This window comes from Micromonospora sp. DT231, from assembly GCF_049847025.1.
Lineage (GTDB): Bacteria > Actinomycetota > Actinomycetes > Mycobacteriales > Micromonosporaceae > Micromonospora.
In genome coordinates this window covers 446353-471183 of the sequence record NZ_JBNCNO010000004.1, presented here as the reverse complement: position 1 = coordinate 471183, position 24831 = coordinate 446353, and the positions used below count along the sequence as shown (strand labels likewise).

Annotated in this window: 20 protein-coding genes; 7 read left to right on the top strand and 13 right to left on the bottom strand. The window is 73.1% G+C overall.

Features of this window, described 5'->3' with window-relative positions:
• Nucleotides 1-41: 41 nt before the first annotated feature.
• The 9 genes from cydC to deoC all read right to left on the bottom strand — a co-directional run bounded on the left by cydC (nucleotide 42) and on the right by deoC (nucleotide 11949).
• Nucleotides 42-1904, bottom strand: a complete 1863-nt coding sequence (gene cydC, locus ACPXBU_RS13535) for a thiol reductant ABC exporter subunit CydC (RefSeq protein WP_425758277.1) — start codon at nucleotides 1902-1904, stop codon at nucleotides 42-44.
• On the bottom strand, nucleotides 1901-3577 hold the full coding sequence (gene cydD / locus ACPXBU_RS13530; protein WP_425758276.1) for a thiol reductant ABC exporter subunit CydD: 1677 nt from the start codon (nucleotides 3575-3577) through the stop codon (nucleotides 1901-1903). Before cydD ends, cydC begins: the two co-directional genes overlap by 4 nt.
• Nucleotides 3574-4581, bottom strand: a complete 1008-nt coding sequence (locus ACPXBU_RS13525; protein ID WP_425758275.1) for a cytochrome d ubiquinol oxidase subunit II — start codon at nucleotides 4579-4581, stop codon at nucleotides 3574-3576. Before ACPXBU_RS13525 ends, cydD begins: the two co-directional genes overlap by 4 nt.
• 18 nt (nucleotides 4582-4599) lie before the next feature.
• Nucleotides 4600-5853 (bottom strand): cytochrome ubiquinol oxidase subunit I, encoded by a 1254-nt coding sequence (locus tag ACPXBU_RS13520; protein ID WP_425758274.1) that lies wholly within the window; start codon nucleotides 5851-5853, stop codon nucleotides 4600-4602.
• A gap of 499 nt (nucleotides 5854-6352) precedes the next feature.
• Complete coding sequence (locus tag ACPXBU_RS13515; RefSeq protein WP_355031910.1) at nucleotides 6353-7258, bottom strand: M56 family metallopeptidase; 906 nt, start codon at nucleotides 7256-7258, stop codon at nucleotides 6353-6355.
• A gap of 10 nt (nucleotides 7259-7268) precedes the next feature.
• Nucleotides 7269-7769 (bottom strand): BlaI/MecI/CopY family transcriptional regulator, encoded by a 501-nt coding sequence (locus tag ACPXBU_RS13510; RefSeq protein ID WP_425758273.1) that lies wholly within the window; start codon nucleotides 7767-7769, stop codon nucleotides 7269-7271.
• An 897-nt stretch (nucleotides 7770-8666) separates the two neighbouring features.
• On the bottom strand, nucleotides 8667-9491 hold the full coding sequence (locus ACPXBU_RS13505) for an aldehyde dehydrogenase family protein (protein WP_393366269.1): 825 nt from the start codon (nucleotides 9489-9491) through the stop codon (nucleotides 8667-8669).
• Nucleotides 9484-10914 carry an aldehyde dehydrogenase family protein gene (locus ACPXBU_RS13500; protein ID WP_425758272.1) on the bottom strand — a complete coding sequence of 477 codons (1431 nt, stop codon included), beginning with the start codon at nucleotides 10912-10914 and terminating at the stop codon, nucleotides 9484-9486. The genes ACPXBU_RS13505 and ACPXBU_RS13500 overlap by 8 nt, the downstream gene beginning before the upstream one ends.
• 6 nt (nucleotides 10915-10920) lie before the next feature.
• Nucleotides 10921-11949, bottom strand: coding sequence for a deoxyribose-phosphate aldolase (deoC, locus tag ACPXBU_RS13495; RefSeq protein WP_425758271.1), 1029 nt, complete (start codon nucleotides 11947-11949; stop codon nucleotides 10921-10923).
• 126 nt (nucleotides 11950-12075) lie between these two features.
• On the opposite strand from deoC, the gene upp reads away from it, so the two are divergent.
• Complete coding sequence (upp, locus tag ACPXBU_RS13490) at nucleotides 12076-12708, top strand: uracil phosphoribosyltransferase (RefSeq protein WP_425758270.1); 633 nt, start codon at nucleotides 12076-12078, stop codon at nucleotides 12706-12708.
• Nucleotides 12709-12783: 75 nt separating this feature from the next.
• Nucleotides 12784-13461 carry a GOLPH3/VPS74 family protein gene (locus ACPXBU_RS13485; RefSeq protein WP_425758269.1) on the top strand — a complete coding sequence of 226 codons (678 nt, stop codon included), beginning with the start codon at nucleotides 12784-12786 and terminating at the stop codon, nucleotides 13459-13461.
• Between the two features lie 10 nt (nucleotides 13462-13471).
• Here the strand turns inward: ACPXBU_RS13485 and ACPXBU_RS13480 are convergent, their stop codons facing one another.
• A complete protein-coding gene (locus ACPXBU_RS13480) occupies nucleotides 13472-15148 on the bottom strand; it encodes a phospho-sugar mutase (protein WP_425758268.1) in 1677 nt (558 codons plus the stop codon).
• 47 nt (nucleotides 15149-15195) lie between these two features.
• Nucleotides 15196-17259: a serine/threonine-protein kinase gene (locus ACPXBU_RS13475; protein WP_393366322.1), complete on the bottom strand. Its 2064-nt coding sequence runs from the start codon at nucleotides 17257-17259 to the stop codon at nucleotides 15196-15198.
• A gap of 206 nt (nucleotides 17260-17465) precedes the next feature.
• Here ACPXBU_RS13475 and ACPXBU_RS13470 point away from each other — a divergent pair, with 206 nt between their 5' ends.
• Both ACPXBU_RS13470 and ACPXBU_RS13465 read left to right on the top strand, forming a co-directional pair.
• The gene (locus ACPXBU_RS13470) at nucleotides 17466-19049 is read left to right on the top strand and encodes an acyl-CoA mutase large subunit family protein (protein ID WP_425758267.1); all 1584 of its coding nucleotides are present in this window, start codon (nucleotides 17466-17468) and stop codon (nucleotides 19047-19049) included.
• Nucleotides 19050-19486: 437 nt separating this feature from the next.
• Nucleotides 19487-20743: an amidohydrolase gene (locus tag ACPXBU_RS13465; RefSeq protein WP_393366326.1), complete on the top strand. Its 1257-nt coding sequence runs from the start codon at nucleotides 19487-19489 to the stop codon at nucleotides 20741-20743.
• On the opposite strand, the gene ACPXBU_RS13460 is transcribed toward ACPXBU_RS13465, so the two are convergent.
• A complete protein-coding gene (locus ACPXBU_RS13460) occupies nucleotides 20700-21677 on the bottom strand; it encodes a DUF4349 domain-containing protein (RefSeq protein WP_425758266.1) in 978 nt (325 codons plus the stop codon). The two genes, ACPXBU_RS13465 and ACPXBU_RS13460, sit on opposite strands and share 44 nt — an antisense overlap.
• 113 nt (nucleotides 21678-21790) lie before the next feature.
• Between ACPXBU_RS13460 and ACPXBU_RS13455 the strand changes: the two genes are divergently transcribed.
• The 3 genes from ACPXBU_RS13455 to ACPXBU_RS13445 all read left to right on the top strand — a co-directional run bounded on the left by ACPXBU_RS13455 (nucleotide 21791) and on the right by ACPXBU_RS13445 (nucleotide 24259).
• Complete coding sequence (locus tag ACPXBU_RS13455) at nucleotides 21791-22423, top strand: MBL fold metallo-hydrolase (RefSeq protein WP_393366330.1); 633 nt, start codon at nucleotides 21791-21793, stop codon at nucleotides 22421-22423.
• Nucleotides 22424-22427: 4 nt separating this feature from the next.
• Complete coding sequence (locus ACPXBU_RS13450) at nucleotides 22428-23411, top strand: hypothetical protein (RefSeq protein ID WP_425758265.1); 984 nt, start codon at nucleotides 22428-22430, stop codon at nucleotides 23409-23411.
• A 104-nt stretch (nucleotides 23412-23515) separates the two neighbouring features.
• Entirely contained in the window at nucleotides 23516-24259 is a 744-nt protein-coding gene (locus ACPXBU_RS13445) for an SCO6745 family protein (RefSeq protein WP_393366333.1), read from the top strand.
• Nucleotides 24260-24334: 75 nt separating this feature from the next.
• Here ACPXBU_RS13445 and ACPXBU_RS13440 read toward each other — a convergent pair whose 3' ends face one another.
• The gene (locus tag ACPXBU_RS13440) at nucleotides 24335-24790 is read right to left on the bottom strand and encodes a gamma-glutamylcyclotransferase (protein ID WP_130407236.1); all 456 of its coding nucleotides are present in this window, start codon (nucleotides 24788-24790) and stop codon (nucleotides 24335-24337) included.
• Nucleotides 24791-24831: the final 41 nt, after the last annotated feature.

Sequence of the window (24831 nt, the reverse complement as noted above, 5' to 3'; positions counted from 1 at the left end):
CCCCGACGTCGGGGAGAACCCTGGTCCGTCCCCGAGCCAGGTCAGGGCGCGAGCGCCAGGTAACCCCGTTCGGCAGCCGCCTGGAGCAGCCACTGGTCGCGGTACCAGCCGTCGGTGGCGACGAGCTCGGCGTGCCGACCGCGCTGGGTCACCCGACCTCCGTCGAGGACGACGATCTCGTCCAGTTCGGCGAGCCCGCTGAGACGGTGGGTGATCAGCAGCACCGAGTGCCCGGTAGGGGTGGCGGCGAGGGCGGACGCGAGCACCGCGTCCGCGGCGGTCGGGTCCAGCCCTTCGGTGGGCTCGTCGAGCACCAGCACCGGCGGCGCGGCGAGCAGGGCCCGAGCGAGCGCCAGCCGCTGCCGCTGGCCGCCGGAGAGCTGCCCGCCCTCCTCGCCGACGAGCGTGTCCCAGCCTGCCGGCTGGGCGCGTATCCACTCCAACAGGCCGGCCGCCGCGGTGGCGGCGGTCAGCTCGTCCTCGCCGGCCCCGGCCCGTCCGAGCAGCAGGTTCTCCCGCACCGTGGCATGGAAGACGTACGCCTCGGCGAGCAGCCCGCCGACCGCGCGGGGCAGGGCCTCCTCGGCGTACGCCGACAGGTCTCGACCGTCGAGGGTGACCCGGCCGGACACCGGCCGGACGGTGCCGGTCAGCACGCCGGCCAGGGTGCTCTTGCCGGCGCCGCTCGGGCCGACCACCGCGATCCTCCGCCCGGCCGGCAGGTCCAGGCTGATGCCGTCCAGGGCGGGGGCCGCGCCGGCCCGGTACCGCACGGTCACGTCGTCGAAGCGCAGCTCCGACGGGCCGGTCAGGTCGGTGCTGCCGTCCGTGGCCGGGCGGGCCGGCGGGCCGGCGTCGAGCAGGGTGGCCACCCGGGCCAGGCCGGGCCGCAGTTGTGTCCATTGTCGGGCCGCCCCGACAAGCGCCAGGGTCACCTCGACGGCGGCCAGCGCGCCGACGGCCAGGACGCCCACCAGCACGCCGGGGACGTCGGCGGACAGCGCCGCCAGCACCACCGCCGCGGCGGTCGACCCGGCGGTCAGCACCCCGGCCGCGTCCACGGCGAACCCGGTGGCGGCCAGCCGGCGTTCGAGTCGGGCCAGCCGTCGGGCGCGCTCCTCGGCGGCGTGCAGCGCGCCGCCGGTCGCGCCGAACGCGGCCAGGTCGGCGGCGCCATGGGTGAGGTCGATCGCGTCGGTGGCCAGCGCGCCGCGCAGCGGGGCCACCTCGGCCGCGCTGCGGCGGGTGACCGCCGTCGCCAGCGCGGGCAGCGCCACGCCGGCGACCAGCAGCCCGAGGGCGAGCGCTCCGGCGGCCGGCGGCGAGATCAGCGCGGCCCCGGTGACCGCCAGGACACCGACCAGGGCCGCCGCCGAGCCCGGGACCAGCACTCGCAGCAGCAGGTCCTGGACCGCCTCGACGTCCGAGACCAGCCGACTCAGCACGTCTCCCGAGCGGTGTACGGCGTCGCGACGGGCCGCGAGGGTGGCGAAGACCTGGGCCCGGACGTCGGTGATCATGCGGAGCACCGCGTCGTGCCCGGCGAGCCGTTCGGTGTAGCGCAACACGCCCCGACTGATCGCCAGCGCCCGGACCGCGACGATCGCCACGGTGAGCCGGTCCAGTGGGGGTTGACCGGCGGCGCTCATCAACAGCCAGGTGGCCGTGGCCATCAGGGCCAGCCCGGCGAACTCGGTGGCGGCCGCGAGCAGCCCGGCACCGACCAGGCGGCCCAGGTACGGCCGGGCCAGCCGCAGCACGGCCCGTTCGGCGCCGACCCGCCCCTGCGGTGCCGCGTCGGCCGGCCCCGGGTCGACCGGCCCCGGGTCGACCGGCCCCGCGTCGACCGGGCCCGCGTCGACCGGCCGTGGGTCGACCGGGCCCGACCCGTTTGCCGCGCTCATCGGGGTGCCTTTCCGGTCGGTTCGGGCGTCAGCTCGGTGACCCGACCGTCCTCGACGCGCAGGATCCGGTCGGCGTCGGCGAGCAGCGCCGGCCGGTGTGCGACAAGCACCGCGGTCCGGCCGGCGACCAGACGGCGGGTGGCGTCGAGCACCACCGTCTCGGCGGCTGTGTCCAGGCGGGCGGTGGGCTCGTCGAGCAGCACCACAGGTGCGGCGCGCAGGAAGGCTCGGGCCAGGGCGACCCGCTGCCGCTGCCCGCTGGACAGTCCGTGGCCGCGTTCGCCGAGCAGGGTGTCCAGGCCGTCCGGCAGACCGGCCACCACGTCGTCCAGGGCGGCGTCGCGCACCGCCGCGGCCAGTACGTCGGGCGGGGTGTCCGGAGCGCCCAGCCGGATGTTGTCGGCAAGCGAGGCGGCGAAGAGGTGGGCCCGCTGCGGCACCCAGGCGAGTTGCCGGCGCCAGGCGTCCGGGTCGGCGGTGGCGAGGTCGACCCCGTCCACGGTGACCCGGCCACTTGTCGGCGTCACGAAGCCGAGCAGCAGGCCGAGCAGTGTGCTCTTCCCGGCGCCGCTGGGCCCGATGACGGCGATCCGTTCGCCGGGCCGGATGGTCAGGGTCACGTCCCGCAGCGCGGTGGTCCGCTCGTACGCCACGGTCACCCCCTCGAACCGGATCTCGCGCCGCGCGTCCGGGGTGGTGGCGCCCTCGGCGGCGCGGGGTGCGACGGGCGCGGCCGAGATGGTCAGCGCCTCGTCCAGCGCGGCGAGCCCCTCCATGCTGGCGTGGAAGCGGCTGCCGGCGGACCGCAGCGGCAGGTACGCCTCGGGGGTGAGCAGCAGCACCAGCAGCGCGGTCTGCAGGGCCAGCCCGCCGCCGAGCAGCCGGATGCCGACCGGCACCGCGACCAGGGCCACCGAGAGGGTCGCGACGAGTTCCAGCACGAGCGCGGAGAGGAACACGATGCGCAGCGTCTTCATGGTGGCGACGCGGTGTCCGTCGGCCATCCGGCGTACCACGTCGGTCTGTGCCCGGGCCCGTCCGAACGCGCGCAGGGTGGGCAGCCCGGCGACCATGTCCAGGAAATGACCGCCGAGCAGCGACAGCCGCCGCCACTGCCGTTCGGTGGCGGCCTGCGCCTGCCAGCCGAGCAGTGCGCCGAAGACCGGGATCAGCGGCAGGGTCAGCGCGATGATCACCGCCGAGCTCCAGTCGGCGAAGACGACCCGGGCCAGCACCGCCAGCGGCACCGTCACGCTCAGCACCAACTGCGGCAGGTACCCGGTGAAGTAGGCGTCCAGCGCGTCCAACCCGCGCCCGGCCAGGGTGGCGAGCTGACCGGCGCGCTGACCTGCCACCCAGCCGGGGCCGTGCCGCCCCACCGCGCCGAGCAGGTCGGCCCGCAGCGTGGCCTTGACCGTGGCGGCCACCCGCGCGGAGACCGTGCCCTGCGCCCAGACCAACGCCGAGCGGGCGGCGACAGCGAGCACGAAGCCGGCCAGCGCCTGTCGATCGAGTCGTCCGTCGACGGCGGTGGCCAGCACGGCCGCGAGTGCCGTGGCCTGCGCCACGATCAACCCGGCGGCGAGCACACCCAGCAGCCCGAGCACGGCAAGATCGCGCCGGGCCGCAGGGACCCGGCGCAGCAGACGCCTGTCGAACGGACGGCGGCTCACCAGTACACCGGTGCCCTACCGTCGGTTCGTCCTCGGAAAACCCACCAGCACATCGCCTGGAAGCCTAGTAGGGCCGGAAGCAGCGGCAGCGCCACCCAGCCGAGCAGCCGCAGGGTCGGTGCGCTGGCGGCGGCGTCGGCCACCGCGAGCGAGGCGCCCGGGTCGGTCGTGGACACCAGCACGTAGGGCCAGAGGGCGGCGCCGACGAGCACCACCGGCAGCGCCAGGGCCGCGCCGGTGGCGACCAGAGCCCACCCCGGCCGCCGCCGCCCCAGCGCCGCGCGGGCCACCAGCAACGCCGCCACCAGGAGCACCGGCAGGAGTACGGCCAGCGCCGGCCGCTGGACCGCGTCGCGTACCCGGGCGGAGAGCAGGCCCACGACGGTGGCCAGCGCGACAGCGGTGAGCGCCACCGGCACCAGCCGGCGGGCCGTGCGGCCGACCACGGCGGCCTCGGCGGCCGGCAGTCGCAGGGTGAGGAATGTCGCACCGTGCACCGCGACCAGGGCGACCATGGCCAGCCCGGCGGCGGCGGCGAACGGGGTGGCGAGGTGCGACACACCGGCGACGTGCCCGTCGGCCTGACGGGGTACGCCCTGGAGCAGCGCGGCGAGCACCACACCCCAGCCCAGTGCGGCGAGCGCGCTGCCGATCGTCACGATGCGGTCCCAGCGGGCGCGGATCCGCTCGTCGGCGTGCCGGCTGCGCAGTTGCACACCTGCGGTGACCAGGATGACGCCGACCAGGGCGCCCGCGACGGCCGGATAGCAGCCGGACAGCAGCTCACCCTCCAGCACGGGAAACGCGCCGAACAGGATGCCCACGGCGGCCACCAGCCACACCTCGTTGCCGAGGAAGAACGGGCCGAGCGCGGTGAGCGAGGCCCGCCGCCCGGCGGGACTTCCGCCGCGTGCGAGCAGCAGGCCGACGCCGTAGTCGTAGCCGGCGAGCACCAGGTAGCTGGCGAAGAAGAGGCCGAGCAGGGCGTACCAGGCGAGGTCCACGGTCTTCTCCTCAGATCCTCAGACGAGTGCGGGTTCGGGACGGGCCGGCTCGTCGGGCGGCGTCGGCGGGCGGCCGAGCGCCGGGTCGAGCGCGCCGCGTTTCGCGTACCGGGCGAGCAGCCGCCAGTTGGTGACGGCGAGGGCGCCCAGCAGCAGGCTGAAGCCGACGAGCGAGGCCAGCATCACCGGCGCGCCGACCGGGGAGACCGCCTGCTCGGTGGGGAGCAGCCCGTACGCCACCCAGGGCTGCCGGCCGACCTCCCGGGAGATCCAGCCGAGGATCACCGCGACGAACGGCAGCGGCAGGGCCAGCAGGATCAGCCAGAGCGGGAAGCGCAGCCGGATGATCCAGTCACGGAAGAGCAGGGGCAACAGCAACCAGAGGCAGCCGAGGGTGAGCCCGGTCAGGATCATGAAGCCGAGCCCGACGCTGGCCAGCACCGGCGGGGTGTAGTCGCCGGGGCCGAAGCGCGCGGTCCACTCGGCGATCAGCGCCTGGGCCTCCGGCCCGTCGCCACCGAACTTGGTGGGCTGCACGCTGCCGACCGGGCCGAACTGGGCGAAACCGAAGCCCTGCACCATGCTGATCGCCAACGCCGAGGTGACCAGGCCGATCCGCAGCGACGTGCGGAAGAGCGCGAAGTCCGGGGTACGCCGGATCAGGTGCCACGCGCTGACCGCCGCCATCAGCATCCCGCCGATCAGCAACGCTGCCGACACCACGTGCCCGAACGCCATCCCGAGACTGGGGTTGGTGAGGAGCGCGCCGAAGTCGGTGAGGTGGGCGATCCCGTCGCGGACCTCGTAGCCGACCGGGTTCTGCAACCAGGAGTTGGCCACCATGATCCAGAAGGCCGACGCGTACGCGGTGATCGCCACGCCCCACAGCAGGGCGAGGTGGACCCCCTTGCGGAGCCGGTGCCAGCCGAAGATCCACATCCCGAGGAACGTGGACTCCAGGAAGAACGCCACAAGCGTCTCCAGGGCCAGTGGCGCGCCGAAGACGTTGCCGACGTAGCGCGACAGGCCACTCCAGTTCAGCCCGAACTGGAACTCCATCACGATGCCGGTGGCGATGCCGAGCACGTAATTGATCACGTAGAGCTGGCCCCAGTAACGGGTCAGCCGCTCCCACTTCGGGTTGCCGGTGAGGACCCAGGCGGTCTGCATCCCGACCAGCAGGGTGACCAGCCCGAGCGTGACGACCACGAACAGGAAGTGGATCGAGGTGGTGGTGGCGAACTGCAGGCGGGCGAGGAGCAGGGTGTCCATGGCCGGCTCTCCGTAGTGTTGGCTCCCTTGTCGTAGCCACCCTACACGTAGTTTCTCTACACGTCTGTCTACTACGCGACGTCGTAGGCAAGTCTACGACATCGCGTAGTAGTTAAGGGTGTCGGCACGATCGCGCTGCCGGACAGGGTGGCGGGCGCGGCGGCCGGGCCCGATGGCGACGCGGTGGTGGGCGGGTTTGTGCTGGTCGGGCGGGTGGCGGGTCGCCGGACGGCGTGGCGATGGTGGGGCGGGGTCGTGCTGGCCGGACGAGGGCGCGCCGGCCGGGCTGTCGCTCGTGCTGATGGCGGCAGGGGGTCGTGCTGACCGCGCAAGATCGCGCTCGATCCAGGTTGTAGTGGCCTCGTTCAGCCGCGGATGCCACTCGATCCTGGATCGAGCGCGATCTTCAGATCGGGAGGCGGCGCGGCGCGCGGGGACGCGTGCGAGCGCGCGGGCACGGGTCCGTGGGGGGTGCCCGGGGGTGCGCGGGGTGCTGGGGTTAGCTCAGGAAGAGCGTGACCGGGAGGGCGACGAGCGTGGTGGCGACCGCGAGGGCGGTGGCGCCGAGCACCCGGGGTGGGCGGTCGCTGACCAGGAGGCGCTGGACCCGTACATCAAGATCGCGGTCGCCCATGCCCAGCGCACCCGCCGGGGTGATGCGGTGGCCAGCGGCGGCGAACCGGCGCAGCGCTCCCGCCAACGGCGCCTCGGCGTGTAGCTCGCGGGCCTTGTCGTCGGCTCGCATCTCGACCAGCAGGGCGACCCGCTCGTGCGCGTCGCGGACCCAGGCGAACCACGGCAACGCGCGGCACAGCGCGGTGAACGGCAGCAGCACCAGGTCGTGCCGTTCGTGGGCATGCGCGCGCTCGTGACTGAGTACGGCGGCCAACTCGGCCCGATCCAGCAGGCTCAGCGTGCCGGCGCTGACCACCACCTGCGGTTTCACCCCCGGCAGGCAGTACGCGGCGGCACTCGGATGGTCCAGCACCAGCGCGCCGGGGGCGGCCGGATCGTCCCTGGCGACAAGGGAGAGCAGGTCCCGGTGCCGGCGCTGGGCGCGTACGGTGCCGTGGATGCTGCGCACGGTCGTGGTGACCAACACCGCGCCGATGCCGAAGCCCACCCCGACGCCGGCCAGGTGGAAGGTGCTCATCCCGGCCGGCAGGGTGCCGTGGCCGAGGTCGTTGGCGAGGGCGAGTAGTGCGCTTCCGGTCGGCAGGTCGTACGTGCTCAGGCCGAGCGCCATCGGCAGGCCCATCGCGGAGAGGCCCAGCGCCAACCCGACGGCCTGCCAGCAGATGATCGCCACTCGGGGGCTGCGCCACGTCCAGGTGGAGCGGGCCAGCACCTGAGCCGTCAGATAGCAGGCCAGCATGGTGGCGGCGAAGTGCACGGCGTAGGCCATGGCGCGCGCCCTACCGCTCCGCTGTCTCGCCGGCGGGTCGCCGGCCCGCCGGCCCGTCCACCCGATCGGTCAGTTCGGCGCCCGACCCGGCCCGGCTCGGCCCGTCTGGCCCGGCGACACCCGTGCCTGTGGTGTCCGGCCCGGTCAGGCCGGCCTCGCTGCCCAGCGCCGCGCGCAGCACCTCGGCCTCGGTGCCGGTGACCGAGCGGGCGAAGCGCACCAGCGCGGCGTCCCGGCTGCCGCCCAGGTCGAGGGCGTCGAGCATGAGCTGGGCGATGTGCGCCTCGCGGCTGGCCGCTGGCCGGTATCGCCAGGCCCGACCCTCGCGCTCGCGCGACACCATGCCCTTGCCGGCGAGCCGGTCCAGAACGGTCATCACCGTCGTGTACGCCAGCTCACGGCCGTCGAGCGCGTCGGCCACCTCGCGCACGGTCACACCATCCGACGTGCCGGGGACCACGTCCCACAACACGTCCATCACCGCACGCTCAAGATCGCCCAACCGAGTCACAGCCCAATCCTACCCCCGGTAGTAGACCCCCCACCCACCCCGGACCCCACCCCCTTGCCCCGGACCCCACCCCCTTGCCCCGGACCCCACCCCCTTGCCCCGGACCCCCACCCCCTTGCCCCGGACCCCCACCCCCTTGCCCCGGACCCCCACCCACCCCGGAACCCCCACCCACCCCGGAACCCCCACCCACCCCGGAACCCCCACCCACCCCGGACCCCACCCTCCTGCCCCGGACCCCCGCCCTCTTGCCCCGGACCCCGCCCTCTTGCCCCGGACCCCGCCCTCTTGCCCCGGACCCCACCCTCTTGCCCCGACCCCGCCCTCTTGCCCCGGACCCGGCCCTCTTGCCCCGGACCCCACCCTCTTGCCCCGACCCCGCCCTCTTGCCCCGGACCCCGCCCACCCCCGGGGTGATCATGAGGTTGGCCGGCCTCATTGAGGCCAGCTGCCCGGCTAACCCCATGATCACCGGCCGAGGTCGCCGAGAGGGTGCAAGATCCGCACAAGAACAGGGATGTTGCTGCCTCCAGCGCCCCGGAGGCAGCAACATCCCTGAAGTTGCGCAGATCTTGGCCGCGACGGCGGCACGGTGGGTAGGTGGATCTTGGGTGGCCGGAGGGATGGCAGCGGGGCGGCGGGGCCACCCCGCTGGTCGGCAACTCGGCGTCAGGCAGGAGTCGCGAGACGACCCCCCCGTACGAACCCGGCCCACGTCAGGTTTTCCGGGGGAGCCCGCCCACGCAGGGATCAAGCCTGACCGCCCGGAGTGGGCGGGCTCCCCCGGAAAACCCAAAGGCCGCGCAAACCCAAAGGCCGCGCAAACCCAAAGGCCGCGCAAACCCAAAGGCCGCGCAAACCCAAAGGCCGCGCAAAACCCAAAGGCCGAGAACCGAATCACACCCCCTTGGGGTGCCACACCGTCTTCGTCTCCAGCAGAACTGTCATCCGAGCCAGACCCGGGTCGGCCGACCAGTCGTGGTCGGCCGGGGCCGGTCGGAGCACCCGCTTGAGGTTCTCCGCGGCCTTGACCTCCAGCTCGGTGGCGAGCGCGGTGTCGGTCACCCCGGTCAGGTCGATGGCGTTGACGTCCATGTGGGCCGCCAGCGCCGGCGCGGTTTCGGTGATCGCGCCGGTAAGGATGTTGACCACCCCGCCGGGCAGGTCGGAGGTGGCCAGCACCTCGGCCAGCGTCACCGCCGCCAGTGGCTCCGACGGTGACGCCGCCACCACCACCGTGTTTCCGCTGACGATCGCCGGGGCGATGACGCTGACCAGGCCGAGCAGCGCCGGGCGCTCGGGGGCGACCACCGCGACCACGCCTGTCGGCTCCGGGGCGGAGAGGTTGAAGTACGGGCCGGCGACCGGGTTGGCCCCGCCGTACACCTGGGCGAGCTTGTCGGCCCAGCCGGCGTACCAGACCCAGCGGTCCACCGCGGCGTCCACCTCGTCGCCGGGGATGCCCAGGGCGACGAACTGTTCGCGGCGGCCCTCCAGCATCTCGGCGGCCCGGTAGAGGATCTGACCCCTGTTGTACGCGGTCGCGCCGGCCCAGCCCTTCACGGCGGCGCGGGCGGCGACCACCGCGTCCCGGGCGTCCTTGCGGGAGGCCAGTGACACATTCGAGGACTGCACGAGATACGACCGTCCCGACTCGCTGCGCGGGAACTTCCCGCCGATGAAGAGCTTGTACGTCTTGCGTACCGCGACCCGCTCAGACATTGAGGTAGCCCTCCAGCCCGTGCCGGCCGCCCTCGCGACCGTAACCCGACTCCTTGTAGCCACCGAACGGCGAGGTGGGGTCGAACTTGTTGAACGTGTTGGCCCAGACGACGCCGGCGCGCAGCCGGTCGGCCATCCACAGGATCCGGGAGCCCTTGTCGGTCCAGATCCCGGCCGACAGCCCGTACGGCGTGTTGTTGGCCTTCTCCACGGCCTCGGCCGGGGTGCGGAAGGTGAGCACCGACAGCACCGGGCCGAAGATCTCCTCGCGGGCGATGCGGTGGGCCTGGGTGACGCCTGTGAAGATCGTCGGCGCGAACCAGAAGCCCCGGTCGGGCAGCTCGCACGGCGGTGACCAGCGGTCGGCGCCCTCGGCGGAGCCGGCGTCGGACAGCTCGCGGATCCGCTCCAACTGGGCCGCCGAGTTGATCGCGCCGACGTCGGTGTTCTTGTCCAGTGGGTCGCCGACCCGGAGTTGGGCCATTCGTCGCTTCAGCGACTCCAGCACCCGGTCGGCCACGTTCTCCTGGACCAGCAGTCGGGAGCCGGCGCAGCAGACGTGCCCCTGGTTGAAGAAGATGCCGTTCACGATGCCCTCGACGGCCTGGTCGATCGGCGCGTCGTCGAAGACGATGTTGGCGGCCTTGCCGCCCAGCTCCAGGGTGAGCTTCTTGCGGGTGCCGGCGACGGAGCGGGCGATGGCCCGGCCGACCTCGGTGGAGCCGGTGAAGGCGACCTTGTCGACGCCGGGGTGCTCGACCAGGGCGCGGCCGGTGTCGCCGGCCCCGGTGACGATGTTGACCACGCCGGCCGGCAGGTCGGCCTGCTGGCAGATCTCGGCGAAGAGCAGCGCGGTCAGCGGGGTGGTCTCGGCGGGCTTCAGCACCACCGTGTTTCCCGCGGCGAGCGCCGGGGCGATCTTCCAGGCCAGCATGAGCAGCGGGAAGTTCCACGGGATGACCTGCGCGGCCACGCCGATCGGCTGCGGGTTCGGCCCGAAGCCGGCATGACCCAGCTTGTCGGCCCAGCCCGCGTAGTAAAAGAAGTGCGCGGCGACAAGCGGCAGGTCGACGTCGCGGGACTCGCGGATCGGCTTGCCGTTGTCGAGTGATTCGAGGACGGCCAGTTCGCGGGAGCGTTCCTGGACGAGCCGGGCGATGCGGTACAGGTACTTCGCCCGGTCGCGGCCCGGCATCGGACCCCAGACCTTGTCGTACGCCTTGCGGGCGGCGCGTACCGCGCGCTCCACGTCGGCAGTGCCGGCCTCGGCGATCTCGGCCAGCACCTCCTCGGAGGCGGGGTTGATCGACTTGAAGCTGCCGCCGTCGGTCGGGTCGACGAACGTGCCGTCGATGAACAGCCCGTACGAGGGCTTGAGGTCCACCACCGAGCGGGACTCGGGGGCGGGGGCGTATTCGAACATCGGCTATCAGTCCAGGGTGAAGTAGTCGGGACCGGAGTAGACGCCGGTCGTCAGCTTGGTGCGCTGCATCAGCAGGTCGTTGAGCAGGCTGGACGCGCCGAAGCGGAACCAGTCCGGGTCGAGCCAGTCCGGGCCGACGGTCTCGTTGACCATCACCAGGTACTTGATGGCGTCCTTGGTGGTCTTGATGCCACCGGCGGGCTTCACGCCCACCTGCCGCCCGGTCGCCTCGCGGAAGTCACGGACCGCTTCCAGCATCACGAGCGTCACCGGCATCGTCGCCGCGACCGGCACCTTGCCGGTGGAGGTCTTGATGAAGTCGCCGCCGGCCAGCATGGCCAGCCAGGAGGCCCGCCGCACGTTGTCGTAGGTGGCCAGCTCGCCGGTCTCCAGGATCACCTTGAGGTGGGCGTCGCCGCAGGCCTCCTTGGTGGCCACGATCTCGTCGTAGACCTCGGAGTACCGCCCGGCCAGGAACGCGCCCCGGTTGATCACCATGTCGATCTCGTCGGCGCCGGCCGCCACGGCGGCCCGGGTGTCGGCGAGCTTGATCTCCAGCGGCGCCTGGCCGGACGGGAATGCCGTCGCCACGCTGGCCAGGTGCACGATGCCGGGTCCGGCCGGCGCCGAGCCGTCCGCCTCGACCGGTCCGCCGGCCGGCCGTCCGGCCCCGGCGGCGCTGCCGCGCAGCACCTCGGCGACGTACGGGACCATCGCCGGGTAGACGCACACCGCGCCGACGTGCGGGCAGGTCGGGTCGGCCGGGTCGGGGCGCAGCGCCTTCGCGGCGAGCGCGCGCACCTTGCCGGGGGTGTCCGCGCCCTCCAGGGTGGTCAGGTCGACCATCCGGATCGCCAGGTCGATCGCCTGGGCCTTGGCGGTGGTCTTGATGGATCGGGTGCCGAGCTGTGCCGCCCGCTGCTCCGCGCCGACCTGGTCCACGCCCGGTAGGCCGTGCAGGAAGGTCCGCAGAGCGGTCTCGGATCGTCCCAGCTCGGAGAGCTCCGACCGGGCCGACGTCGTTGTCGCCGTCATGCCCCGAAGTCTACGCACCGGAACGCCAAGTGATCTTGCTCACAGCGGGCCGCCGGACGTGAGCGGCGTCGCTGGTCCGACCGCACCCGCACCGGCGTGCCGTACGGACCGGTAGGTTGAGCGATCGTGGACGTACACGTCATTGACCACCCGCTGGCCCAGTCGAGACTGACCGCCATGCGGGACGCGCGCACCGATTCCTCGACGTTCCGGGCCGCGCTGCACGAACTGACCACCATGCTGGTGTACGAGGCGGCGCGCACCTTCCCCGTCGAGCGGTACCCGGTGCAGACGCCGGTCACCGGCACCGAGGGCACCCGGCTGGCCAACCCGCCGCTGCTGGTCCCGGTGCTGCGGGCCGGCCTGGGCATGGCGGACGCCGCGCTCGGCCTGCTGCCGGAGTCCTCGATGGGCTTCGTCGGCCTGGCCCGCGACGAGGAGACCTACGAGCCGCGCGCCTACATGGAGTCGCTGCCCCGCGACCTGGCCGGGCTGCCGGTGCTGGTGCTGGACCCGATGCTGGCCACCGGTGGCTCGCTGGAGCACTCCTGTCGGCTGCTGGCCGACCGCGGCTGCACCGACATCACGGTCGTCTGCGTGCTCGCCGCACCGGTCGGCATCGAGCGGCTGGAACGCTCCGGTCTGCCGTTGCGCCTGGTCACGGCCTCGATCGACGAGGGGCTCAACGACCGCATGTTCATCGTCCCCGGGCTCGGGGACGCCGGCGACCGCCAGTTCGGCGGCATGCCCCGGTTCTGAGGGCGGCACAACCGGTCGGTGCCGGGTTCGGCGGGTCCGTGCGCGGTGTGCACGGACCCGCTACCGTCTCCGGCCATGACTGGTGTTGCGCTCGCCGAGGAGTTGCTGCTCCTCGCCTACGACGACACGACCGGCAAGGCGACCATGCCCCGAATCAGCCTGGACCTGGGCATGGCCGCCGCGGTGCTGGTCGAGCTGGCCCTGGCCGGCCGGATCGCGTACGCCGACGGATCGTTGGCAGTGATCGACCCGACGCCCACCGGCGAGCCGGTCGCCGACGAGGTGCTGGGCCGGGTCGCGGCCGACACCCCGCACAGCCCGGCTTCCTGGGTGCAGCGCCTGCGGCACGGCCTGCGGGACCGGATTCTCGGCGACCTGTGCAGCCAGGGTGTGGTCCGCGACGTCGACGAGACCGAGTTGGGCTTCATCCACGTGCACCGCTACCCGGTCGTGGACGCCACCGTGGAGGCGGAGACCCGGCAGCGGCTGGCCGAGGCGCTGACCGGCGCGGCGGCCCCGGACGAGCGGACCGCCGCGCTGGCCACCCTGGTCGTGGTGCTGCGGATGGAGGCCGCGCTCGGGGTGGACGGCGAGACCGCCGCCGACGCGCGCCGCCGGCTGGAGGAGATCGCCACCGGCGCCGGCTTCTCCGGTGAGGTGAGCACCGACGACTCGGTGGTCCGTCCCTCGGTCGGCCTGGTCGTCGCCGCCCTGGGCCGGGCCGTCGACCAGGCCCTCGGCCCGCGCCGCTGACCCCCGCCGGTCACAGCCCCAGAGCTGTGGCGATCTCGCCGCGCAGGGCGGCGACCGCCTGCGCCGCCCTGCCGCGGGCCGTCCGGACGTCACCGTCCACGACCGGCTCCACCACCTCGAGGTACGCCTTGAGCTTCGGCTCGGTCCCGGACGGGCGGATCACCACCCGGGCCACCCCGGTACGCAGGATCACCACGTCCGCCTCGGGTAGCAGGTCCCGAACGCTGTCGACCGGGTGCCCGAGCAGGGTGGTCGGGGTGTCCGCCCGGATCCGGGCCATCGCATCGGTGATCACCTGGAGGTCGTCCACCCGGGCGGAGAGCTGGTCGGTGTGGTGTACGCCGAATTCGGCGGCCAACTCGTCCAGCCGGTCGGTCAACGTACGACCCTGCGTCTTCAGGCCGGCGGCCAGCTCGGCCACGGTCAGCGCGGCGGTGATGCCGTCCTTGTCCCGGACGTGCTCGGGCGCCACGCAGTAGCCGAGCGCCTCCTCGTAGCCGAAGACCAGCGGTGCGCTGCCGCCGCCGGCCCGGACGATCCACTTGAAACCGGTGAGCGTCTCGTCGTACGGCAGGCCCCGGGCCGCGCACATCGCCCGCAGCAGTGACGACGACACGATCGTGGTGGCGTAGAGCCCGGTCACCCCACGGCGCATCAGGTGGTCGGCGAGCAGTACGCCCACCTCGTCGCCGCGCAGCATCCGCCAGGTCTGCCCGCCGTCAGCGCTGTCGCGGACGACCACCGCGCAGCGGTCGGCGTCCGGGTCGTTGGCGATGGCGAGGTCCGCGCCCGTGGAGTCGGCCAGCGCGATCAACCGGTCCACCGCCCCCGGCTCCTCCGGGTTGGGAAACGACACAGTCGGAAACGCCGGGTCCGGCTCGGCCTGGTCGGGCACCACACCGGGCACCGGGAAACCGGCGCTGGCGAAGGCCGCGGTGAGCACCGCCGCGCCCACCCCGTGCAGCGGGGTGTACGCCACGGTCAGGTCCCGGGGCCCGTCCGGATCGATCACGGCGGTGGCCCGTTCCACGTACGAGGCGGCCAGGTCGTCACCGAGCACCTGCCCGGGCGGGCCCAGCGGCACCTGAGTCAGCGGGCCGACCGCCCGGATGGCCGCCTCGATACCGGCGTCGGCGGGCGGCACGATCTGCGCGCCGGCACCCAGCTCACCGCCCAGCTCCGCGCCGAGGTAGACCTTGTAGCCGTTGTCCTGGGGTGGGTTGTGGCTGGCCGTGACCATCACTCCGGCGACCCCGCCGAGTTGGCGCACCGCGTACGCCAGCACCGGGGTGGGCAGGGGGCGGGGCAGCAGCAGCGCCGGCCGGCCCGCCCCGGTGGCCACCTGGGCGGTGCGCTCGGCGAACTGCCGGGAGCCGTGCCGGGCGTCGTACCCGATCACCAGGGGACCGGTGCCACCCTGGGCCCCGAGCCAGCCGACCAGGCCGGCAGCGGCCTGGGTGACCACGGCGAGGTTCATGCCGTTCGGGCCGGCACGCAGCGGGCCGCGCAGGCCCGCCGTGCCGAAGGTCAGCGGACCGGCGAACCGGTCGGCCAGCTCCGGGGCGCTCGCCGGCAGCCGGTCGAGCACCGCCGTCAGCTCGTCCCGGCTGGCCGGGTCGGGGTCGTCGGCCAGCCAGCGCTGGGCTTGCTCGCGAATGTCGTCGATGTCAGTGGTGTCCGCCGCCATGCCTCTTGATAGCACGGCGGCGGATCACCGCTGGCGGTTCCCTCGGCTCAGCCTGTCCCGGTGAGCTTGAACGTCCTGGCCATCTCGTCGAAGATCGGCTTGCTCGCCGCGAACTTGGCGTCCGTCGAGGTGAGGTAGAACGAGTACGCCTTGCCGCCCTCGGCCACGCCACGCCAGACGCCGTGCCGCATGACGTCGCCCTCGCCGCAGGTGTACTCGAATTCGGCGGCCGGCTTGCTGTCCAGTTCCGTCGCGGTGGCGTTGAGCTGCTGGTACGGCTTGACGCAGGAGGTGCTCCTGGTCTGGAGGCCGTTCGCCGCCGTCTCCGCCCACCGGTTGGAGTCGGTCGACCACTTCTCGGTGATGATGCGGACCTTGCGGCCGCTGTCCTCCGGGTCGATGTAGTCGGTGTACGTGCCGCCGGTGGCCTTCTTCCACCCCTTCGGCACCATGACCTGGATGCCGCGGGCCGCGTGCTGCTCCATCTCGACGGTGGGAGCCGCCGGGGCGGACGCGGGTGGCTGCGCCGCCGGGCTGTTCGGCGAGGGGTCGTCGCCGCTGGTGAGGGCCACCACGGTGAGCAGCAGCACGACGGCCAACCCGCCGGCCGCGGCGAGCTGCACCTTGCGGGGCCAAGCCTTCACCGTGCCGACGAGCTGACCACCTGTGGCGCGGACCCTGCCGAGAGCGCCGCCGGCCGGCGCGGCGGGCGAGGTGGCCCAGGGCTGGCCGGTGCCGGGCACCGACCACTGGTTGCCACCGCCGTAGGTGCCGCCGATGCGTTGGGTTGCCTCCGGCGCGCCGCCGTATCCGACCTGCTGGGTGGCGTCGGCCGAGTTGCCGTAGCTGACCCGCTGGGTGGCGTCCGGGTGCCCGCCGGCGTCCACCCGCTGAGTGGTGTCGGCGCTGCCACCGTAGGTGCGCCCGGAGGACGGCTGGCCCGGGCCGGGCATCGCGCCGGTGGGCGTGTGCAACGGGCCGGCCAACGCGTCGGCGCTCGTCTCGTCGAACCCGGTGGCACCGGCCGGGGTGGCCGGCTGGGGGCGCTCGCCCCGGCGCAGTGAGGCCAGCCGGTCGGTCAGGGACTCGTTCGGGGCCAGCATCGCCGGGCCACCGATCTGGTGGTCCGGCTTCGGCTCCGGCGGGGGCGGCGGCGGGAGAACCGGCACCGGGCGTTGCTGCACCGGCACCACCGCGTACGGGTCGGTGACCGAGTGCACCGCGGTGGCGGTGCTGCCGAGCGGGCCGGCGAGCAACTCGCGCAACATGGCCCGGGAGGTGTGCACGTCCAGTCGCCGGGCCGGGTCCTTCTCCAGCAGGCCCATCAGCACGCGGGTCAGCGGGCCGCTGCGCTGCGGCGGGGCCGGCGGGTCCTCGACCACCGCGTGCATGGTCTCGATCGGGTCACCCTTGTCGAACGGGGGTCGCCCCTCCACCGCCGTGTAGAGCGTCACACCCAGCGAGAAGAGGTCGCTCGGCGGGCCGAACTCCTGGCCCATGGCCCGCTCGGGCGAGATGAAGTGCGGCGACCCGAGCACCATGCCGGGGGTGGTGAGCTGCACGTCGGTGGGCATCCGGGCGACACCGAAGTCGGTGAGCACACACCGCCCGTCAGAGCAGATCAGCACGTTTGCCGGTTTGACGTCGCGGTGCAGCACACCGATCGCGTGCGCCACCTCCAAGGCGCCGAGCAGCGCTATGCCGATCTTGGCGACGGCGCGGGGCGCGACCGGCCCGTCCTCGATCACCATGTCGGCGAGGCTGCGGGCGTCCAGCAGCTCCATCACGATCCATGGCCGACCGGCCTCGGTGACCACGTCGTACACCTGCACCACCGCCGGGTGCTGGATGGCGGCGGCGGCCCGCGCCTCGCGCAGGGTGCGTTCGTACATGGCGTCGCGGTCGCTGGGGGCCAGCCCCGGAGGCAGGACGACCTCCTTCACCGCCACGTCGCGGCGCAGCAGGGTGTCGGTGGCACGCCACACCGTGCCCATGCCGCCGTTGCCCACCGAGGACCGCAGCGCGTACCGGTCACCGATGGTGGTGCCGGGTGCTGCGCGGCCGTTGGCGGGACTGACGGGTCCGCCGCTCCACGTCGGGATCTGAGTCACAGAAAAGCCACCGGGGGAAATCGAGGGGGGCTGGGACACAACTCCCCTATCTTGCTGGTTCCGACGCCCGATGCGAAAGCCGACGCGACGGACGTTTGTCGAACTCGACAGAAAGTGCCTCGTCGTTCACCTCCTGTCGACGGCTCGGAACGGGCTGTGCGGTATCCCTCACCCGACGACGCGCCGGCGCGTCCTACCATCCGGGGATGAACCAACGGCGGTCAAGCGAGTCCGATTTTCCGATCAAGGGCGTCTACACGGGCGCGGACCTTCCGGAGGACCTGGACTCCCGGCTGGGCGCCCCCGGCGAGTTTCCGTACACCCGGGGGGTCTACCCCACCATGTACACCTCCCGTCCGTGGACCATGCGTCAGTACGCCGGCTTCGGCACCGCCACCGAGTCCAACGCGCGGTACCACCAGCTGTTGCGGGCCGGCACGATGGGCCTCTCGGTCGCGTTCGACCTGCCGACCCAGATGGGCTACGACTCCGACGAGCCGATCGCGCACGGCGAGGTCGGCAAGGTGGGCGTCGCCATCGACTCCATCGAGGACATGCGGCTGCTCTTCGCCGACATCCCGCTGGACAAGGTCTCCACCTCGATGACCATCAACGCGCCCGGCTCGGTGCTGCTGCTGCTCTACCAGCTCGTCGCCGAGGAGAACGGGGTACCCGGCGCGGCGCTCAACGGCACGATCCAGAACGACATCCTCAAGGAGTACATCGCCCGGGGGACGTACATCTTCCCGCCGAAGCCGTCGCTGCGCCTGGTCGCGGACACGTTCGCGTACTGCCGCAAGGAGGTGCCGAAGTGGAACACCATCTCCATCTCCGGCTACCACATGGCCGAGGCCGGCGCGACACCCGTGCAGGAGATCGCGTTCACCCTGGCCAACGGCGTGGAGTACGTGCGGGCGGCGCTGGCCGCCGGGCTCGCGGTGGACGACTTCGCGCCCCGGCTGTCGTTCTTCTTCGTGGCCCGCACCACACTGCTCGAGGAGGTGGCGAAGTTCCGCGCCGCCCGGCGGATCTGGGCCCGACTCATGCACGACGACTTCGGCGCGAAGGATCCGAAGTCGATGATGTTGCGTTTCCACACCCAGACCGCGGGCGTGCAGCTCACCGCGCAGCAGCCGGAGGTGAACCTGGTCCGGGTGGCGGTGCAGGGGCTGGGCGCGGTGCTCGGCGGCACGCAGTCGCTGCACACCAACAGCTTCGACGAGGCGATCGCGCTGCCCACCGAGAAGGCGGCCCGGCTCGCGCTGCGTACCCAGCAGGTGCTGGCGTACGAGACGGACCTGACCGCCACCGTCGACCCGTTCGCCGGGTCGTACGTGGTGGAGGCGATGACCGCCGAGATCGAGGCCGCCGCCCTCGAGTTGATGGAGCGGGTGGCCGATCACGGCTCGGCGGTGGACGCGATCGAGGCCGGGTTCCAGAAGCGGGAGATCGAGCAGTCCGCGTACCGGATCGCGCAGGAGATCGACTCGGGTGAGCGGGTGGTGGTCGGGCTCAACCGGTTCGCCGTGGACGAGGAGGAGCCGTACGAGCCGCTGCGCGTCGACCCGACGATCGAGGCGGCCCAGGCCGAGCGGCTGGCGCGGCTGCGCGCCGAGCGGGACGGCGCGGCCGTGACGCAGGCCCTCGCCGACCTGCGGGCCGCCGCGGAGGGCTCGGACAACGTGCTCTACCCGATGAAGGAGGCGCTGCGGGCCCGGGCCACCGTGGGTGAGGTGTGCGGGACGCTGCGCGAGGTGTGGGGGCTGTACCGGCCCACCGATCGCTTCTGAGCGTCCCGGTCGCGGTGTGTCCGTCGCGCTGGGCGGGTACCGGGTCGGAGGAGCGCGGACGCACACGGTGTGCGCCCGTGGCGGACGGCTCCGTGTGAGCGTCCATCCGGCTTGTCGCGGAGTGTGGTCGGCTAATTGTCGGAGTGTCAGTTCATCACCCCGACTAATGCGACAATTTGCACCAGCATCCGCGCGCGTCACGCCGGATTCTGAGCCGCCGCGATCGGTTACGCGTTGTAGGAGGTGAGGGGCGGATGTCGGCGTTCGACAGCGATCTACCTGCTATCCCACACATCTCCGAGCGCTCCGAACAGGGCATATCTGACGCTGCGCGATCTGATCACTACCGTAACGAGGTTGCGCAGCGTCACCGTCGGAGGTCTAGGCTGTCTGCTGTCCCCGATGATCCATCCATCTCTAGTGATCGAGAATTCGACGTGACGAGTGCGTTGACGTTGCCCACGGGTGGCCAGCTGGCGTCCTGGCTGGAGACGCCGCCCGGCTCCCAGCCGCTGCCGGGTGAACTGGACCACCTCCTCGCCCTCCGGGTTCCGGGGCTGATCGCTACGCGCCGTCACCTCCACTCGCACCCTGAGCTCTCCGGCAACGAGTTCGAGACGGCCGCCCTGATCGCCCGGGAGCTCTCGCTGGCCGGGCTCAACCCGCGCCTGCTGCCCAAGGGCAACGGTGTGATCTGTGACGTCAACGGCCGGCCGGACGGCCCCGTGGTCGCGCTGCGCGCCGACATCGACGCCCTGCCCCTCGACGACCTCAAGGACGTGCCCTACCGGTCGACCGTCGAGGGCGTCTGCCACGCCTGCGGGCACGACGTGCACACCACGATCCTGCTGGGCGTCGGCATGCTGCTGGCCCAGCTCGCCGACCTCGGTGAGCTGGACGGGCGGGTCCGACTCATCTTCCAGCCGGCCGAGGAGATCCTGCCCTGCGGCTCGCTGGAGGTCATCGAGGCCGGCGGCCTGGACGACGTGGTGCAGATCTTCGCGCTGCACTGCGACCCGAACCTGCCGGTGGGGCGGGTCGGCCTGCGGGTCGGCCCGATCACCGCGGCCGCCGACAACGTCACCGTCCGGCTCTCCGGCCCGGGTGGGCACACCGCGCGGCCGCACCTGACCGTCGACCTGGTCGACGCGCTCGGCCGGTTGGTCACCGAGGTGCCCGCCCTGGTCAGCCGCCGGGTGCCGGCCAACAGTGGTCTGCTGCTGGTCTTCGGCCACGCCTCGGCCGGCACCCGCTACAACGTCATCCCCTCCGAGGCGAGCGCCTCCGGCACCCTGCGGGTGATGGACCGCGACACCTGGGAGCAGGCACCCAAGATCGTCGCTCAGGTGGTCCGGGACGTGATCGCGCCGACCGGCGCCACCGTCGACCTGGAATACCTGCGCGGCCGGCCGCCGGTCAGCAACGACGCCCGGGCCATCCAGGTGCTGACCGCGGCCACCGCCGCCGCGCTCGGCCCGGAAGGGATCGCCGAGACGCCGCAGAGCATGGGCGGCGAGGACTTCTCCTGGTATCTGGAGTACGTCCCCGGCGCCCTCGCCCGGCTCGGCGTGGGCCGCTCGGGTCCCAACGTCGACCTGCACCGGGCAAGCTTCGACGTGGACGAGCGGGCGATCCCCGCGGGCGTCCGCGTCATGGTGCAGACCGCGCTGCGGGCACTGGCGGCGGCGCGCTGACTCCAGCGGTCACGGTCGGGGCCTTCCTCCGCCGGCGCAGCACCAGCAGCAGCGCCGCCACCGGTACGCCGAATGCCACCAGCCACGGCAGCAGCGCCCCCAGCACGGTGAGCAGGACGGTCAACGAGGCGACGAACGCCTTCCAGCCGCCCTTGAGCCCGACCAGGAAGCCGCTCTCGTCCTTCTCCTCGGTGACCTTCGCCGCCGGCCCGACAAGTGTCACGGTGATCGTGGAGAGGGCGGTCAGGTCGGCCAGTCGCCGCTTCTTGGCCTCCAACGACGCCAGGTCGGCCTCGCGGCGACCCAACTCGTTCTCCAACGACACCAGGTCGGTGATCGAGCTGGCGCGGGCCAGCAACCGGCGGGCGCTCTCCACCCGGGCCCGCTGAGTGGTGATCCGCGCGTCGAGGTCGACGATCGCCTCGGTGGCGTCCTCGGTGCTGATCTCGCGGCTCTGCTGGCGGCCGCGCCTCGCGATCTCGTCCACCACGGCTGTGAACTTCTCCGCCGGCACCCGCAACTGCAACTCGGCCACCGCGTCGGCGTCGGCACTGCGCCGCTGGTCCCCGCCGATGAAGCCACCCGCGCGGGTGACCAGGGCGCTCACCTCCCGGGCTTCGGCGTCCACATCGTCCACCTGCACCCGCATCGCACCGGTGTAGATGATGGCCCGCTGGTCGACGCGCAGGTCCGGCGCCCCGGTGCCGGCCTGCTGGGGTGCCCCGACCCCACCCTTCTGTGGTTCCCCGGGTTTGGCGGCCTCGGGTGCTGCCGCCGCGTTGTCCCGCTGAGCGGCGTCGCCGTTGGCCACCGCGGGGGCGACCGAGTCCGCGGTCCCGCTGTCGTCGGCCCCGCAGCCGGTCAACGCCAGCGCCGCCGCCAGTGCGGTCACCGCCAGCAGTCTGCCGCGGTGTCGTACCACCTGTCCGTCCATCCCCGCTCCCTCGTCGTCGTCCGGTGTGGCGATAGCTCGGACGCGGCGCACACGTCGGCTGGTTCCGGCAGACTGCGCTGAGGACATCACGATTCGATAATCGAGGAGTCACGATGCGGCTCACCAAGTACGCCCACTCCTGCCTCCGGGTGGAACACGACGGGGGAGTGCTCGTCGTCGACCCCGGGGTGTTCAGCGACTCCGCGACGGCGTTGGACGGCGCGGACGCGGTGCTGATCACCCACCTGCACGCCGATCACCTCGACCTGGCCGCGGTACGCCGACAACTCGACAGGCAGCCGTTCCCGATCTACGGACCCGCCTCGCTCGCCGAGACCCTGGGCGACGCGGCCGAGGCGTTGCGCCCGGTCACCCCCGGTGAGTCGTTCACCGCCGCCGGGGTCGCCGTCCGGGCGTACGGGGGGCGACACGCCGTGATCCACCCCGACATCCCGGTGGTGGACAACCTCGGTTACCTGATCAACGACGTGGTCTACCACCCGGGCGACTCCCTGGTGGTGCCCGACGAGACACCCGTCGACACGCTCTTCGCGCCGATCCACGCCCCCTGGTCGAAGTTCTCCGAGGTGCTCGACTTCATCCGCGCGGTCGCGCCCCGGCGGGCGTACGCCCTGCACGACGGCCTGCTCAACGACAACGGCCTGCGGGTGCTGAACGGGCAGTACACCGCGCTGTCCGGCACCGAGTACCAGCGGCTGGAGCCCGGTAGCCGGGTGGACGTCTGAGGCGATGCCCGGCCCCTCAGCGGAGCTGGTGCAGCAGCTCTACCGCATCCCACCGGACCGGTTCGTGGCCGCCCGGGACGCCGCCGTGGCCGAGGCGCGCCGTGCCGGCGATCCGGGCGCCGCCCGACAGTTGGCCCGGCTACGTCGCCCGACGGTGGCGGCCTGGCTGGTGAACCTGCTCGCCATCACACGTCCGGAGTTGGTCGCCGACCTGGTCCAGTTGGCCGACGCGCTGCGGACGGCCCAGCGGGAGCTGCGCGGGCCCCGACTGCGGGAGTTGTCCGCGCAGCGCCGGGCGGTGGTCGGCGCCCTGGTCGCCGAGGTCCGCAAGCTCGCCGCGGCCGAGCCGGACGCGCCACCGGCCGGTCGGCTGCCGCTGGCCGAGGTGGAGTCGACACTGAACGCGGCGTTCTCCGACGTCGAGGTCGCCGAGCAGGTCCGGGCGGGCCGCCTGCTCCGGGCGGCCAGCTACGCCGGTTTCGGTGAGGTGCCCCGGCCGCAGCTCAGGTTGGTCACCGCCGACGACGAGGAGCCCGAGGAGGAGCGCCCGGCCCGTCGACCGGGTGCCCAGCGAGGGCGTCCCGAGGCGGTGCCCCGCCCGGATCGGGCCGCGGAGCGCGCCGAGCAGGCCGAGCGGACGGCGCAGCGGGCCGCCCGTGCCGAGCGGGCCCGGCAACGTCGCGCCCTGGACCGGGAGCTGGCCCAGGCTCGGAAAGACCAGCAACGCGCGGAGGCCGAGCTGGCCGAGGCGGCCGGACAGGAACGGGACGATGCCGCCGTACTCGATGGGATCGAGGCCGAACTGGCCGAGCTGGAGCGGCGGCGGGCGGTCGCCGAGCAGGATCTCAGCCGGGCCAAACTCGCGCGGCGGGCCGCCGAACGGGCGGTCACCGTGGCGCGGCGGCGCGCGGGCGAGGTGGAGGCGGCGGTGGAGGCGTTGGCGGCCGAAGAGGGGAATGCGGACGCCGGCGGTGGCGCGGCAGACTGACAATCGATGGACGACGACGAGTGTGCGGGCCGTCCAGGGCGGGTGCCCCCGGATCGGGGCCTTGCCGTGGTCGACGGATCGGGTTGCCCGAGAGGGTCACTCGGATGACACCGGAGCAGGTCGCTGCCGCCAGCAAGCCGGTCGTGCTCGACCTCGGCGACGCGTTCACCCGGGACCCGGGCACGCTGCGCCGTGCCCGGCTGCTCGGCATCTCCGGCTGGGCGTTCTACATAAGTGGCCGGGCCGGCGCGCTCGGCGACGTGCGGGCCGAGACGGCCGCCGCGGCGCTCGGGTTCATCGCGCCGGACGCGGTCGCCGACGGGTGGGATGCCGCCGCCCGGATCGTCTCGCCGGTCGAGGTGGCCGCAGCGAGCCTCGCCGAGTGTTGCCGGTGGGGCGCGCAGCGGCTCGACGCCCTGCCCGCCACCGAACGCCTGGCGGTGCTCGTCGAGCGGGCGGTGGTGGCGGCGGACGCCAGCGCCATGCCGCTCTTCGCCGCGTGGCGGGCCATGCCGCTGCCGGATCTCTCCGCCGGGGCCCGCAGTGCGGCCGGGCTGCGACTGCTCCGGGAACACTTCACAGGCGCCTACCTGCTGGCGGTACGCGCCGCCGGGATGACCCCGCTGGAGGCCGTGCTGTCCGGGCCGGAGGGGGAGGCCGGGGCGGTGGCCTGCGGCTGGCCGCCGCCCTACCCGCCGATCGGGCCGTTGGTGCGCCGGCGACTCTGGGCGGAGGCGGTGACCAACCGTCTCGTCGCGCCGGCGTTCACGGCCCTCGGCCCGGCTGCCGGCATCGAGCTTGTCGAGTTGCTGCACCGCACCCGGGCCGACCTCGCCGCCGGTGTGTGATTGCCGACCCCGGTCGCACCCGACCCGCGGTCCGGTGCGCGGCGGTAGCAGACTGGGGAGGTGCGATACGCGCTGCTACGCCGACGCGGTGCCGGTGGGGCGGGAGCGCAACTCGGTGACGTAGTCGTCCGGGGCGCCCGCCTTCTCGGCGGCGTTCGCGATCTCGGAGAGATACCACGAGGTCGGCAGGCCGCCCTCGTACCCGTTGAAGACGTAGATCCACGCGGTCACGTCGCCGTCGAGGGTGGAGACCCGGACGTGCAGCTTGCGGTACGTGCCGGCGGTCACTCCCTCGATCTCGTCGAGCTGGCCGGCGTCGTACGGGTGGATGTCGTAGAGCGCGACGAAGACCCGGTCACCGGGCGACTCGACGAGGGTGCTCACCGCGCCCTCCCAGCCGATCACGTCCGCCCCGGCGAAGGTCAGCCGCCAGCCTTCCAGCCAGCCGGTGCCCACCATCGGCGAATGCGGACAGTAGGCGCGCATCCGGGCAGGGTCGAGATTTGAGCCGTAGGCGGCGTGATGACGCACGGCGATGACGATAGCCCGACGGACGGGTGGGGGAGAATACG